The sequence below is a fragment of the Pseudomonas sp. zfem003 genome, assembly GCF_032621675.1.
GTDB lineage: Bacteria > Pseudomonadota > Gammaproteobacteria > Pseudomonadales > Pseudomonadaceae > Metapseudomonas > Metapseudomonas otitidis.
This window is the reverse complement of record NZ_JAVYJG010000003.1, coordinates 233473-246032: the sequence shown is the minus strand read 5'-3', so window position 1 is coordinate 246032 and position 12560 is coordinate 233473. Positions and strand designations below refer to the sequence as shown.

At 67.9% G+C, this 12560-nt stretch carries 11 protein-coding genes; 4 read left to right on the top strand and 7 right to left on the bottom strand.

Annotated features, from left to right (window positions below):
* The first annotated feature begins 27 nt into the window (after nucleotides 1–27).
* Nucleotides 28–1446, top strand: coding sequence for a DASH family cryptochrome (locus RTK35_RS07295; RefSeq protein ID WP_236214494.1), 1419 nt, complete (start codon nucleotides 28–30; stop codon nucleotides 1444–1446).
* A 7-nt stretch (nucleotides 1447–1453) separates the two neighbouring features.
* On the opposite strand, the gene RTK35_RS07290 is transcribed toward RTK35_RS07295, so the two are convergent.
* The 5 genes from RTK35_RS07290 to RTK35_RS07270 all read right to left on the bottom strand — a co-directional run bounded on the left by RTK35_RS07290 (nucleotide 1454) and on the right by RTK35_RS07270 (nucleotide 6140).
* Entirely contained in the window at nucleotides 1454–3514 is a 2061-nt protein-coding gene (locus RTK35_RS07290) for a diguanylate cyclase (RefSeq protein WP_316907705.1), read from the bottom strand.
* Nucleotides 3511–4386, bottom strand: coding sequence for an endonuclease/exonuclease/phosphatase family protein (locus RTK35_RS07285; RefSeq protein WP_139233606.1), 876 nt, complete (start codon nucleotides 4384–4386; stop codon nucleotides 3511–3513). Before RTK35_RS07285 ends, RTK35_RS07290 begins: the two co-directional genes overlap by 4 nt.
* Nucleotides 4387–4405: 19 nt before the next feature.
* Nucleotides 4406–5038, bottom strand: a complete 633-nt coding sequence (locus RTK35_RS07280) for a thiol:disulfide interchange protein DsbA/DsbL (RefSeq protein ID WP_074969963.1) — start codon at nucleotides 5036–5038, stop codon at nucleotides 4406–4408.
* Between the two features lie 151 nt (nucleotides 5039–5189).
* The gene (locus tag RTK35_RS07275; RefSeq protein WP_044403817.1) at nucleotides 5190–5795 is read right to left on the bottom strand and encodes a c-type cytochrome; all 606 of its coding nucleotides are present in this window, start codon (nucleotides 5793–5795) and stop codon (nucleotides 5190–5192) included.
* A 54-nt stretch (nucleotides 5796–5849) separates the two neighbouring features.
* Nucleotides 5850–6140 carry a c-type cytochrome gene (locus RTK35_RS07270; RefSeq protein ID WP_044403820.1) on the bottom strand — a complete coding sequence of 97 codons (291 nt, stop codon included), beginning with the start codon at nucleotides 6138–6140 and terminating at the stop codon, nucleotides 5850–5852.
* 177 nt (nucleotides 6141–6317) lie between these two features.
* Here RTK35_RS07270 and yihA point away from each other — a divergent pair, with 177 nt between their 5' ends.
* On the top strand, nucleotides 6318–6974 hold the full coding sequence (yihA, locus tag RTK35_RS07265; protein WP_236212541.1) for a ribosome biogenesis GTP-binding protein YihA/YsxC: 657 nt from the start codon (nucleotides 6318–6320) through the stop codon (nucleotides 6972–6974).
* 248 nt (nucleotides 6975–7222) lie between these two features.
* Here yihA and polA read toward each other — a convergent pair whose 3' ends face one another.
* Nucleotides 7223–9973: a DNA polymerase I gene (gene polA, locus RTK35_RS07260; protein ID WP_316907704.1), complete on the bottom strand. Its 2751-nt coding sequence runs from the start codon at nucleotides 9971–9973 to the stop codon at nucleotides 7223–7225.
* Between the two features lie 77 nt (nucleotides 9974–10050).
* On the opposite strand from polA, the gene RTK35_RS07255 reads away from it, so the two are divergent.
* Both RTK35_RS07255 and RTK35_RS07250 read left to right on the top strand, forming a co-directional pair.
* Complete coding sequence (locus RTK35_RS07255; protein WP_044403825.1) at nucleotides 10051–10335, top strand: DUF2782 domain-containing protein; 285 nt, start codon at nucleotides 10051–10053, stop codon at nucleotides 10333–10335.
* Between the two features lie 32 nt (nucleotides 10336–10367).
* A complete protein-coding gene (locus tag RTK35_RS07250; RefSeq protein ID WP_182851403.1) occupies nucleotides 10368–11318 on the top strand; it encodes a homoserine kinase in 951 nt (316 codons plus the stop codon).
* A gap of 545 nt (nucleotides 11319–11863) precedes the next feature.
* Here the strand turns inward: RTK35_RS07250 and RTK35_RS07245 are convergent.
* Nucleotides 11864–12550, bottom strand: coding sequence for an NrdJb (locus tag RTK35_RS07245; RefSeq protein WP_044403830.1), 687 nt, complete (start codon nucleotides 12548–12550; stop codon nucleotides 11864–11866).
* Between the last annotated feature and the right edge of the window lie 10 nt (nucleotides 12551–12560).

Genomic DNA, 12560 nt, shown 5'->3' with positions numbered 1-12560 from the left:
CGGACCTGCCCAATGAGGACCCTCGCCATGCGTCGCCTGCTCTGGTTCAAACAGGACCTGCGACTCGACGACCACCCGGCCGTGCAGGCCGCCCTGGGCGCCGAGCGCGTGTTGCCGCTGTACGTCTTCGACCCGACCCTGCTGCGCCCCGGCCCCCTCGGCACCCGCCCGATGGGCGTGCACCGCATGCGCTTCCTGCTGGAAAGCCTGGCAGCGCTGGACGGCGAGCTGCGCCACCGCGGCTCACGCCTGCTGGTGGTGCAGGGCGTGGCGTCCCAGGTGATCCCAGCGCTGGTGGACCACCTGCAGCTGGACGAGGTGCTGACCCTGGACGAGGTGGCACCGGCGGCGCGGACGCTGATCGAGGAGACCCGCCAGGCCCTGGCCGGCGTGCCGCTGACCACCTTCGCCGGCGATACGCTGTTGCGCCGCGAGGAGCTGCCGGCGCCGGTGGAGGCGCTGCCGGCGGTGTTCAGCCAGTTCCGCGACCAGGTACAGCAACGCCTCAGCGTGTTCCAGCCGCGCTCGGCCCCGGCCGCCCTGCCCCCGACGCCGGAACCGGCGGAGCGGCTGTTCGAGCCGCTGCCGAGCCTGTCCCGCCTCGGCCTGGGGGAGCCCCTGGCCCATGTGAACAGCACCTTCCCCTTCGCCGGCGGTGAACCGGCGGCCCTGGCCCGGGTGCGCGACTACCTGTGGGAAGGGCGCGGGGTGCGCGACTACGAGACCACCCGCTACGGCCTGACCGGAACCGAATATTCCTCGAAGTTCTCCCCCTGGCTGGCCAACGGCTGCCTGTCGGCACGCCGGGTGGTGGCGGAGCTGCGCCGCCACGAGGCGCAGTACGGCGCCAATGCCTCGACCCGCCTGCTGTGGGAACAGGTGCTATGGCGCGACTTCTTCCGCTGGACGCTGCTGCGCCACGGCGAGGCGCTGTTCCAGCCCGGCGGCGTGCGCGCCACGGCGCGGGCACCGCAGAACCTGGACGCGCGCTTCGAGGCCTGGTGCCACGGGCGCACCGGCCTGCCCCTGGTGGACGCGGCCATGCGCGAGCTGGCGACCACGGGCTTTCTCGCCCACCGCCTGCGCCAGGTGGTGGCCAGCTACCTGGTCAGCGACCTGCAGCAGGACTGGCGCCATGGCGCGGCCTGGTTCGAGGAGCACCTGCTGGACCACGACCCGGCGAGCAACTGGGGCAACTGGGCCTACCTGGCCGGGGTGGCGAGCGATCCGCAGCGCAGCCAGGCGTTCAATGCCCTGCGCCAGGCGCGCCATCTGGACCCGGAGGCGGAGTACGTGAGCCTGTGGCTGCCGGAGCTGCGGGCGGTGCCGCGCAACCTGCGGCATACGCCCTTCGTGCTGTCGCGCCTGCAACTGGATGCGCTGGACTACCCGCGCCTGGAGCAGGTGCCGGAGGCGTGGAAGCCCTACCTGACGAGCGCCGCGTAGGCGGCGCTCAACCCAGTTCGATGCGGTTGCGGCCACCGCGCTTGGCCCGGTAGAGGGCCTGGTCGGCACGCTCGAACGCAGCCGCGTCGCTTTCCCCCTGCGCGAAGGACACCAGCCCGCCCGAGAGGGTGATGGTCACCGGCTCGCCCTTGAAGTGGAACGGGCACTGCTCGATGCCGGCACGCAGGTTGTCCAGCAGTTGGCGGCCGCCGTCGAGCTGGGTGGCGGGGATCAGCAGGACGAACTCCTCGCCACCGAAGCGGGCGATGAAGTCGGTCTTGCGCAGGCGCTTGGCGATCTCGCCGGCGATCAGCTTGAGCACCTTGTCGCCGGCCAGGTGGCCGTAGTTGTCGTTGATCCGCTTGAAGTGGTCGATGTCCAGCACGCCCAGCAGCAGCTCGCCGCCGTAGCGCTTCCAGCGCGCCACTTCCAGTTCCAGGCGTTCGCTCCAGGCGGCGCGGTTGGGCAGGCCGGTGAGGGTGTCGCGCAGGGCTTTCTGGCGCTGCTCTTCGAGGTGGTCGCGGAAGGTGTTGGCTTCCTGCTCCATGGTGGAGACGCGCTCGATGAGGCTCTGCAGGCGCCCGCTGACCTCGGCCTCGCGCACTTCGCGCTCGCGCTGGAAGCTGTTCATGGTGCTGAGCAGGCCTTCGAGGCGCTGTTCGACTGCGCGCTTGAGGTCGTCCAGGTCGGTGGCCTCCTGCACGCTGTTCTGCAGGCCGCTGACCTGCTCGCGCAGCTGGTCGTCGAGCTGGCGGGCGTTCTGCAGTTCGTCGTTGTAGCCCTGGTGGGCGCTGGTGAGGGTGGCGACGAAGGCCGCCAGGCGCTCGTTGAGCTGCTGCAGGTAGCCGGCGAATTCGCGGTGGCCGTTGTCGGTGATGGCCAGCACCAGCACGGCGAGGTCATCCAGCACGGGGACCAGTTCGTACCAGTTGAGGTTGCCTTCCAGGCGCCGCCGCAGGTCTTCGGCCTGGGGCTTGTGGCGTTCGGGCAGCTCCAGCTCGTCCAGCAGGCTGCGCAGGCTGGCGGCGACGTGGGGGGCGACCGCGCTGTAGCCGGGCTCGGGGGCGGGCGGCAGCTCGTAGGCCGGGTCCCCTTCGCCGGTGATCAGGCTGTGGGGCATGGGCAGGCTGTCGAGGCCCGGGCGGGGTTCATCCGCAGCGGCTACGGGCCGGACGGCGGACGCGGGCGCTACCTCGGGCGTGGCCGGGCTGGGCGCGAGGGCGACCGGGGCGGCAGCGGGCGGGGCATCCGGCGCTGGCGCGCTGGGGGCGAAGACGTCTGCTGCCGGCTCGGGAGTGCTCGACGGGGCTGCGGTACTGGTTGCAGGTGCAGGTGCAGGTGCAGGTGCAGGTGCAGGTGCAGGTGCAGGTGCAGGTGCAGGTGCAGGTGCAGGTGCAGAAGGCTGGGGCGCGGTGGCGGGGCTGTCCAGTGCGTCGTCGTCTTCGTCGTCGTCCGGGGCCAGGGCAGGCACCGGGGCAGGCGCGGCCGGGGCGCTGGCCACGGGGGCATCCGGCGCGCCGGGCTGGGCCTCGTCGGCCCCGCCCTCGCCGTTGCCGAACAGCCGCTGCAACAGGCCGGGACGCGGCGGCGGGGCGTCGCCGGTCAGCACTTCGAGGGCGCGGTTCTGCAGCTCGCTCAGCTCGCTGAGCAGGGCGGGCATCTCGCGGGAGCTGCCGGCGCGCTCGTCGAGGCGCTTGGCGAACTGCTTGAGGGATTTGCGCACCTCCCGCGGGACGTCGAGCTTGAGCAGCTGGTTGGCCAGGCCACCCAGGGCGCCGACGTTCTGCTGGATGCGTTGCTGGCGGCGCTGCTCGGAGTCGAGCACGGCCTTTTCCAGCCGGGGGATGAGGGCGGACAGGCCGGCGTCGATCTTGTCGCCACGGATGATTTCCCGCAGCTCCTGCATGCAGGCGTCCACCGCCTTGTCGGTGCCTTCGGCGGCCAGGGAGCTGCGCACCAGGCCTCGGCGCAGCAGGTCGAGGCGCGCCTCCCAGAGGCGTTCGAGCTTTTCCTGCTCTTCCAGGCTTTCCAGGTACTTGGCTTTCCAGCGCTGGCCGTCGTCGCTCATGGTGCGGATCCGGAAGGGTCGAGCCTGGCCGGGAGTGCGTCGCCGCGCAGGGAGGCGGGCAGACGGATGTCCACGGCCACCGGCAGGTGGTCGGAGATGGGTTGGCTGAGCACCTGCACGCGCTCCAGGGTGAGGCTGGGGCTGAGCAGGATGTGGTCGAGGCAGCGCTGGGGGCGCCAGCTCGGGAAGGTGGCCTCGACCTGCGGCGCCAGCAGCCCGAGGTCACGCAGGGGCGAGTGGTGCAGCAGGTCGGTGGCGTGGGTGTTCATGTCGCCCATGAGCACCTGGTGGCGGTAGTTGCCGATCAGTTCGCGGATGTAGGCGAGCTGGCGGGTGCGGGCCTTGGTGCCGAGGGCGAGGTGCATCATCACCACCACCAGGGCGTCGTCGCCTTCGCCGAAGCGCATGAGGATGGCGCCGCGACCGGGCGGGCCAGGCAGGGGGTGGTCTTCCAGCTGGGTGGGCTGCAGGCGGCTGAGCAGGCCGTTGCTGTGCTGCGCCAGGCGCCCGAGGTTGCGGTTGAGCTGCTGGTACCAGTAGGGGAAGGCACCGAGCTGGGCCAGGTGTTCGACCTGGTTGACGTAGCCGGAGCGCAGGCTGCCACCGTCCACTTCCTGCAGGGCGACGAGGTCGAAGTCACCCAGGAGGGCGCCGATGCGCTGGAGGTTGCCGGCTCGCCCGGCATGGGGCAGGAGGTGCTGCCAGCCGCGGGTGAGGTAGTGGCGGTAGTGGCCGGTGTTGATACCGACCTGGATGTTGAAGCTGAGCAGGCGCAGCCGGCCGTCTTCGGGCAAGCCGCTGGCGTCGCAATGAGGGTTGACCTGCGCGGTGCGCAGGCCAGCGGTGCGATCGTTGCTCCAGCGGCGCAGCATGGGCCTGCCCCGGTGCCGCTTACTTCGCGGCACGCTCCTTGGCGATCAGGTAGTCGGCGACGGCGGTGGTCTGCTCCAGGCCACCGGAGGAGCCGATGTCGAAGCGGTACTTGCCGTTGACGATGAGGGTCGGTACGCCGGAGATCTGGTAGGCGACTGCCAGCTTCTTGGCTTTCTCCATCTGGCTCTTCACGCCGAAGGAGTCGAAGGCCTTGAGGAAGGCTTCCTTGTCGACACCGTGGGCGGCGAGGAAATCAGCCATGGCTTCCTTGGTGGCGAGCTTGTTGCCTTCCTTGTGGATGGCGTCGAACACGGCTTTGTGCACGCTGTGCTCCACACCCATGCTCTCGAGGGTGATGAACAGCTGGCCGTGGACGTTCCACAGGCCGCCGAACATGGCGGGAACGCGCACGAAGTTGACGTCTTCCGGGAGCTTCTCGGACCAGGCGTTGACGGTCGGTTCGAATTGGTAGCAGTGCGGGCAGCCGTACCAGAACAGCTCCACCACCTCGATCTTGCCGGGCTTGGAGACCGGCACCGGGCTGCTCAGCTCGACATACTGCTTGCCCGCCTGGATATCTTCGGCGTGGGCGGCGGTCATGCCGAACAGGCTCGCGCTGGCGAGTACGGCGGAAAGGATCAGGTTACGCATGCTTGGCTCCTAGACGGATCGTGGGGTTCTGCGACGGGCCCAGCTTCGACCGGGGGCCGCTGGGCGGGTTCCGCATTGTAGCGAGGCTGCCAATGAAAAAGGGTGGCCATAGCCACCCTTTCATTTACCGTTTACTACCGCTCGGGAAAGCTTAGTGCAGACCCTGGATATAGCTGGAAACGGCTTCGATGTCCTTGTTGCTCAGCTTGGCGGCGATGGCGCGCATGATCATGTTGTCGCCGTCGTTGGTGCGGTTGCCTTCGCGGAAATCGGTCAGCTGCTTGGCCACGTACTGGGCATGCTGGCCACCCAGGTGCGGGAAGCCGGCAGCGGCGTTGCCGGCGCCGTTCGGGGAGTGGCAGCCGGTGCAGGCGGGCATGCCTTCTTCCAGCTTGCCGCCACGGAACAGGGCTTCGCCACGGGCCACCAGCTTGGGATCGGCGGCGCCGACGCTGCCGGACTGGCTGGAGAAGTAGGCGGCGATGTCTTGCAGGTCCTGGTCGCTGAGGTTGGTCAGCAGGCCGGTCATTTCCAGCACCTGGCGCTTGCCGTCCTTGATGTCATGCAGCTGCTTGAGCAGGTAGCGCTCGCCCTGGCCGGCGAGTTTGGGGAAGTTCGGGGCAAGGCTGTTGCCGTCCGGACCGTGGCAAGCGCCGCATACGGCGGTTTTGGCCTGGCCGGCCTTGGCGTCGCCTGCGGCGTGGGCCAGACCGGTGATGCCCAGGGTCAACAGCAGACTCACGAGTACTTTGTTCATCAGCTAATCCAATTACGGCTAAGGGTGAAAGAATCTAGCGCCCGACTACCTTCGTTATTGGCTCATCCACTGGATGACCGCTTTGTAGTCTTCGGCACTGCAGTCCATGCACAAGCCTCGGGGAGGCATGGCGTTCAAACCATTGGTGACGCTCTGAACCAGAGCATCAGTGCCCTTGGCCAGTCGCGGCTCCCAGGCCGCCTTGTCGCCCTTCTTGGGCGCCATAGGCAGTTGACCATTGTGGCAGGCCCCGCAGGTCCGGTTGAAAACGGCTTCCGGATCCTGAGCAGCCTGAGCGCCAAAGGCCAGCGCCGCAAGGCTTGCGACGAATACCATCTTCTTCATGATCAACCTCATCAGAGGGGCTTCGCCGGGCTTTCTGCAGTGCCCTGGTCGTTCCCGTGGCCCTTGTACCCTGGGGGATAAAGCGCACACTAAATCTGCGGCATTATATACTGGCGCTGCCCAAACGGAAACGAAACCGCCCTCTGCGACACCAGGTCGCACCCTGTGGACTCCTTCATGTCATTCAAGAATCCGATCATCGGCCTGTGCCAGCAGGCCCGCTTCCTCATCAGTGCCGCCAAGGTGGACCAGTGCCCGCCCGACCAGGGCCTGGAGGTCGCCTTCGCCGGCCGCTCCAACGCCGGCAAGTCCAGCGCGCTGAACACCCTGACCCACGCCAACCTGGCGCGCACCTCGAAGACCCCGGGCCGCACCCAGCTGCTCAACTTCTTCTCCCTGGACGAGGACCGCCGCCTGGTGGACCTCCCCGGCTACGGCTACGCCAAGGTGCCGATCCCCCTCAAGCAGCACTGGCAGCACCACCTGGAGGCCTACCTGAGCAGCCGCGAGAGCCTGGTCGGCCTGGTGCTGATGATGGACATCCGCCACCCGCTCACCGACTTCGACCGCCTGATGCTGGACTGGTCCAGCGCCGGCCACATGCCGCTGCACATCCTCCTGACCAAGGCCGACAAGCTGGCCTATGGCGCCTCGAAGAACGCGCTGCTGAAAGTGCGCCAGGAAATCCGCAAGGGCTGGGGCGATGACGTCAGCATCCAGCTGTTCTCCGCACCCAAGCGCCAGGGCGTGGAAGAGGCCCAGGCCGTACTGGCCCGCTGGCTGCAGCTGGGCGAGGAATTCGAAGAAGACGGCGACGACGCATCCGACGCCTGAATCGCAGGCAAAAAAAACCCCGGACTTCGTATGGGGAGGGGGAAGTTCCGGGGTTCAAGTCTGAACCGCTAGGGCGGGGTTCAGATATCTGCCAACACTAAACACAGCAAAAGGAGCATCGAAGGCTTCACCAGCCATTCCCAGTCTCTGACCGGGCATGCTTCACAAAAGTTCACCGCTGCGTCAGAAATTATTCGCCCGGTCAGCGCTGCCCCTTATGCGAAACAGCGCTAAGCCGATGGGCGCACTCAGTGCGCCTCGTCCCAGTTGTCGCCCACCCCGACTTCCACCACCAGCGGCACATCCAGCTCGGCGGCATCGCTCATGAGCGGACGGATGGCGTCGCGCACGGTGTCCACCAGGTCCTCGCGCACCTCCAGCACCAGTTCGTCGTGCACCTGGAGGATGACCCGCGCATCCAGGCCGCTCTCCTGCAGCCAGGCATCCACCGCCACCATGGCGCGCTTCATGATGTCCGCCGCCGTGCCCTGCATCGGCGCGTTGATCGCGGTGCGCTCGGCGCCCTTGCGCATGGCCTGGTTCTTCGAGTGGATTTCCGGCAGGTACAGCCGGCGCCCGAACAGCGTCTCGACGAAGCCCTGGGCAGCCGCCTGCTCGCGGGTGCGCTCCATGTAGGCGAGCACGCCGGGGTAGCGGGCGAAGTAGCGGTCGATGTACGCCTGGGACTGCTTGCGGTCGACGCCGATCTGCTTGGCCAGGCCGAAGGCGCTCATGCCGTAGATGAGGCCGAAGTTGATCGCCTTGGCGCTGCGGCGCTGGTCATTGCTGACCTGGTCCAGCTCGACGCCGAAGACTTCCGCCGCCGTCGCCCGGTGCACGTCGCGGTCGTGACGGAAGGCGTCCAGCAGGCCTTCGTCCTTGGCCAGGTGGGCCATGATGCGCAGCTCGATCTGCGAATAGTCCGCCGCCAGCAGCTTGTAGCCCTTGGGTGCGACGAAGGCCTGGCGGATGCGCCGCCCTTCGGCCGTGCGGATCGGGATGTTCTGCAGGTTCGGATCACTGGAGGACAGGCGCCCGGTGGCCGCCACCGCCTGGTGGTAGGAGGTGTGGATGCGCCCGGTGCGCGGGTTGATCTGCTCCGGCAGCTTGTCGGTGTAGGTGCTCTTGAGCTTGCTCAGGGAGCGGTACTGCATGATCACCTTGGGCAGCTCGAAGTCCTGCTCGGCCAGGTCCGCCAGCACGTTCTCGGCGGTGGACGGCTGGCCGGTGGCGGTCTTGGCCAGCACCGGCAGGCCGAGCTTCTCGTAGAGAATGGCGCCCAGCTGCTTGGGCGAGCCCAGGTTGAACTCCTGCCCGGCCAGCTCGTAGGCCTGGCGCTCCAGGGCCACCATCTTCTCGCCCAGCTCCAGGCTCTGCTGGCCCAGCAGCTTGCCGTCCACCAGCGCACCGTTGCGTTCGATGCGCGCCAGCACCGGCACCAGCGGCATCTCGATGTCCTTCAGCACCGTGACCAGGGACGGGGCAGCCTCCAGCTTCTGCCACAGCGCCTGGTGCAGGCGCAGGGTCACGTCAGCGTCCTCGGCGGCGTAGGGGCCGGCCTGCTCCAGGGCGATCTGGTCGAAGGTCAGCTGCTTGGCGCCCTTGCCGGCGATGTCCTCGAAGCGGATGGTGCTGTGGCCCAGGTATTTCAGGGCCAGGCTGTCCATGTCATGCCGGGTGGCCGTGGAGTCCAGCACATAGGACTCGAGCATGGTGTCGAAGGCGATGCCCTGGACAGTGATAGGGGTCGAGGCGTTGGCCAGGACGTTCATGTCGTACTTGGCGTGCTGGCCGACCTTGGCCTTGGCCGGGTCTTCCAGCAGCGGCTTCAGGGCCTGCAGCACCGCGTCGCGGTCCAGCTGCGCGGGTACGCCCATGTAGCTGTGGGCCAGGGGCACGTAGGCGGCCTCACCGGCTTCCACGGCGAAGGACACCCCCACCACCTGCGCCTGCTGGGCGTCGAGGCTGGTGGTCTCGGTGTCGAAGGCGATCAGCGGCGCCGCCTCCAGCTTCTTCAGCCAGGCGTCGAACTGGGCCTGCTCCAGCACGGTTTCATAGCGCGTCTCGACGGCCGGCTCCGCGGGGGCATCCAGCAGGGCCAGTTGTTCGCCGTCCGACTTGGCCTGGCGCTGCAGGTCATCCAGCCAGCTCTTGAACTCCAGGGTGCGGTACAGCTCGGCCAGGGCCTCGCGGTCCGGCTCGCCGGGGTGCAGGGCATCGATCTCGACGTTCAGCTCCACGTCGCACTTGATGGTGGCGAGCTGGTAGGACAGGTAGGCCATGTCCTTGTGCTCCAGCAGCTTGGCCGGCAGCCCCTTGGCACCGCGGATCGGCAGCTCGGGCACCTTGTCCAGGCTGGCGTAGAGCACATCGAGCCCGCCGCCCACGCCGGTGAGCAGGCCCAGGGCGGTCTTTTCGCCCACGCCGGGCACGCCGGGGATGTTGTCGACCTTGTCGCCCATAAGGGCCAGGTAATCGATGATCAGCTCAGGACCGACGCCGAATTTCTCTTTCACGCCATCGATGTCCAGCGTGCTACCGGTCATGGTGTTGACCAGCGTAATGTGCGGATCGACCAACTGCGCCATGTCCTTGTCGCCGGTGGAGATCACCACCTGGCGCCCGCCCGCCGCGCTCTGCCGGGCCAGGGTGCCGATCACGTCATCGGCCTCCACGCCCTCCACGCACAACAGCGGCAGGCCCAGGGCCCGCACCGTTGCGTGCAGCGGCTCCACCTGCACCCGCAGTTCGTCCGGCATGGACGGCCGGTTGGCCTTGTACTCGGCGAACATCGCATCGCGAAAGGTCCCGCCCTTGGCGTCGAAGACCACCGCGAACGGGCTGTCCGGGTACTGCTTGCGCAGGCTCTTGAGCATGTTCAGCACACCCTTGACCGCACCGGTGGGCAGGCCCGCCGAAGTCATCAGCGGCGGCAGGGCATGGAAGGCGCGGTACAGGTAGGAGGAACCGTCGACGAGGACGAGAGGGGCTTGGCTCATGCGTGAATTCAACCTTTATTCACCGGACCCGCAGTAGAATGGCCCGGTCATTGACGATAAGGGACAAGGTTACCACCATGCGCGCTTTCAACCGCCTGTTGCTCGCCGGTCTGCTGGCCCTCCTGCCGGTGAGTGTCTTCGCCGACGACGAGGCCCCCTCGCCGGAACCCGATGTCACCATCCGCCAGGACGGCGACAAGACCATCCAGGAATACCGTGTGAACGGCTTCCTCTATGCGATCAAGGTCACCCCCAAGGGTGGCAAACCCTACTTCCTGGTCCGCGCTGACGGCGACAGCAACTTCATCCGGTCGGACAACCCCGACATGCTGATCCCGCAGTGGGAGATCTTCAGCTGGTAAGGCCGCCACGGTGGCCGTAACAAGGTAGTCGAATGTCCGTTTTCACCCCGCTGCAGCGCCCCGAACTCGAAACCTTCCTCGCCCCCTACGGGCTGGGCCGGCTCCGGGACTTCAAGGGCATCGCTGAAGGTTCGGAGAACAGCAACTTCTTCGTCAGTCTGGAGCGGGGTGAATACGTCCTGACCCTGGTGGAACGAGGCCCGGTGGCCGACCTGCCGTTCTTCATCGAACTGCTGGACGTGCTCCACACCGCCGGCCTGCCGGTGCCCTACGCCCTGCGCAGCGAAGACGGCCAGGCCCTGCGCAGCCTCGCCGGCAAGCCCGCGCTGCTGCAGCCGCGCCTCGCCGGGCGCCACCTGCGCGAACCCAACCCGCACCACTGCGGCGAAGTCGGCACGCTGCTGGCGCGCATCCACCTGGCCACCCGCGACCAGCCCATCGAACGCAAGAGCGACCGCGGCCTCGACTGGATGCTCAGCGAAGGCCCGCACCAGGCCGAGCGCCTCGACGCCCAGGCCCGCCCGCTGCTGGAGCAGGCCCTGGCCGAGATCGAACGCCTCAAGCCCCGCATCCAGGCCCTGCCACGGGCCAACCTGCACGCCGACCTGTTCCGCGACAACGCCCTGTTCGACGGCCCGCACCTGGCGGGGGTGATCGACTTCTACAACGCCTGCTCCGGCCCGATGCTCTACGACCTGGCCATCACCCTCAACGACTGGTGCTCCGACGACGACGGCCAGCTCGACGAGGCCCGCGCCCGCGCCCTGCTCGGCGCCTACGTTGCCCTGCGCCCCTTCACCGCCGCCGAGGCCGAACTCTGGCCGACGCTGCTGCGCGTCGCCTGCGTGCGCTTCTGGCTGTCGCGCCTGATCGCCGCCGAGGCCTTCGCCGGCCAGGACGTGCTGATCCACGACCCCGCCGAATTCCAGCGCCGCCTGGCCCATCGCCAGGTGGTGGAGCTGCCGCTGCCCTTTGCGCTCTAGGGCGCCTCTGCGCCCCGTAGGGTGGGCTTCAGCCCACGCGGGTGCCGGTCTGTCGTAGGCATCCCCGTCGATATTCCGCTGCCCAAGCCCGGGCACACCACAAACCGTAGCCTGGGCTTCAGCCCAGGGATGGCGGGGTGGAGACGCTCATGCATGGCGGTTTGAGGGGGTTTGCCGGCGCAACGCATGCTCGTCTGGCGTGAAGATCCGCTCAGGCGCAGACATCCCTGTCGCTGCTCCGCTGCCCAAGCTCAACCCCGGCCCGGCCATCCATGGCCGGTCGTTCGCCCTTCAAAACGCATGCTTGTCTGGCGTGAAGATCCACTCAGGCGCAGACATCCCTGTCGGTGCTCCGCTGCCCAAGCTCAACCCCGGCCCGGCCATCCATGGCCAGTCGTTCGCCCTTCAAAACGCATGCTTGTCTGGCGTGAAGATCCACTCAGGCACAGACATCCCTGTCGATACTCCGCTGCCCAAGCTCAACCCCGGCCCGGCCATCCATGGCCGGTCGTTCGCCCTTCAAAACGCATGCGTTTTGAACGGGCTCACCCACATTTCGAGTGCCCGCAGTTGAGGCAGGTGGCGCAGCCGTCCATGCGGACGACGGCCTGGGTGTTGCACTTGCCGCAGAGCTGGGCGCCGGGGGGGAAGCCTTCGCCGGGTTCGGCGGTGGTGGTGCCGAGGCTGGCTTCGTAGGCGGCGCGCTTTTCGGCGAGGAAGCGCTGCTGCTCCGGGTCGGGTTGGGGGCCCTGCATCAGGCCGATGGCCACCAGGTGGCGTTCCAGCACGGCGCCGATCTCGGCCACCAGGGAGGGCATGTACAGCCCGCCGCGCTTGAGGTAGCCGCCACGGGGGTCGAACACCGCGCTCAGTTCCTCCACCAGGAAGGTGCAGTCGCCGCCCTTGCGGAACACCGCCGACATGATGCGGGTGAGGGCGACGATCCACTGGAAGTGCTCCATGCCCTTGGAGTTGATGAAGATCTCGAAGGGCCGGCGCTGCTCGTGGGGCGTGCCGGGGTTGAGGACGATGTCGTTGATGGTCACGTACAGCGCGTGCTCCGACAGCGGCGACTTGATCTTGTAGGTCGCCCCCACCAGGGTTTCCGGGCGCTGCAGGGTCTCGTCCATCTGCACCACGGCGGCCGCTTCCTCGGCGGCGCGGCGGGCGCGCTCGGCCTCCACGTCCACCACCTGGAAACCCTTGATCCGCTGGTTGATCTTCACGCTCATCGCCGCCTCC

What these genes read in the sequence shown, in the direction of transcription:
- RTK35_RS07295 (WP_236214494.1), top strand. Translation starts at nt 28, where the DNA reads ATGCGTCGCCTGCTCTGGTTCAAACAGGACCTGCGACTCGACGACCAC.
- RTK35_RS07290 (WP_316907705.1), bottom strand. Translation starts at nt 3,514, where the DNA reads ATGAGCGACGACGGCCAGCGCTGGAAAGCCAAGTACCTGGAAAGCCTG.
- RTK35_RS07285 (WP_139233606.1), bottom strand. Translation starts at nt 4,386, where the DNA reads ATGCTGCGCCGCTGGAGCAACGATCGCACCGCTGGCCTGCGCACCGCG.
- RTK35_RS07280 (WP_074969963.1), bottom strand. Translation starts at nt 5,038, where the DNA reads ATGCGTAACCTGATCCTTTCCGCCGTACTCGCCAGCGCGAGCCTGTTC.
- RTK35_RS07275 (WP_044403817.1), bottom strand. Translation starts at nt 5,795, where the DNA reads ATGAACAAAGTACTCGTGAGTCTGCTGTTGACCCTGGGCATCACCGGT.
- RTK35_RS07270 (WP_044403820.1), bottom strand. Translation starts at nt 6,140, where the DNA reads ATGAAGAAGATGGTATTCGTCGCAAGCCTTGCGGCGCTGGCCTTTGGC.
- yihA (WP_236212541.1), top strand. Translation starts at nt 6,318, where the DNA reads ATGTCATTCAAGAATCCGATCATCGGCCTGTGCCAGCAGGCCCGCTTC.
- polA (WP_316907704.1), bottom strand. Translation starts at nt 9,973, where the DNA reads ATGAGCCAAGCCCCTCTCGTCCTCGTCGACGGTTCCTCCTACCTGTAC.
- RTK35_RS07255 (WP_044403825.1), top strand. Translation starts at nt 10,051, where the DNA reads ATGCGCGCTTTCAACCGCCTGTTGCTCGCCGGTCTGCTGGCCCTCCTG.
- RTK35_RS07250 (WP_182851403.1), top strand. Translation starts at nt 10,368, where the DNA reads ATGTCCGTTTTCACCCCGCTGCAGCGCCCCGAACTCGAAACCTTCCTC.
- RTK35_RS07245 (WP_044403830.1), bottom strand. Translation starts at nt 12,550, where the DNA reads ATGAGCGTGAAGATCAACCAGCGGATCAAGGGTTTCCAGGTGGTGGAC.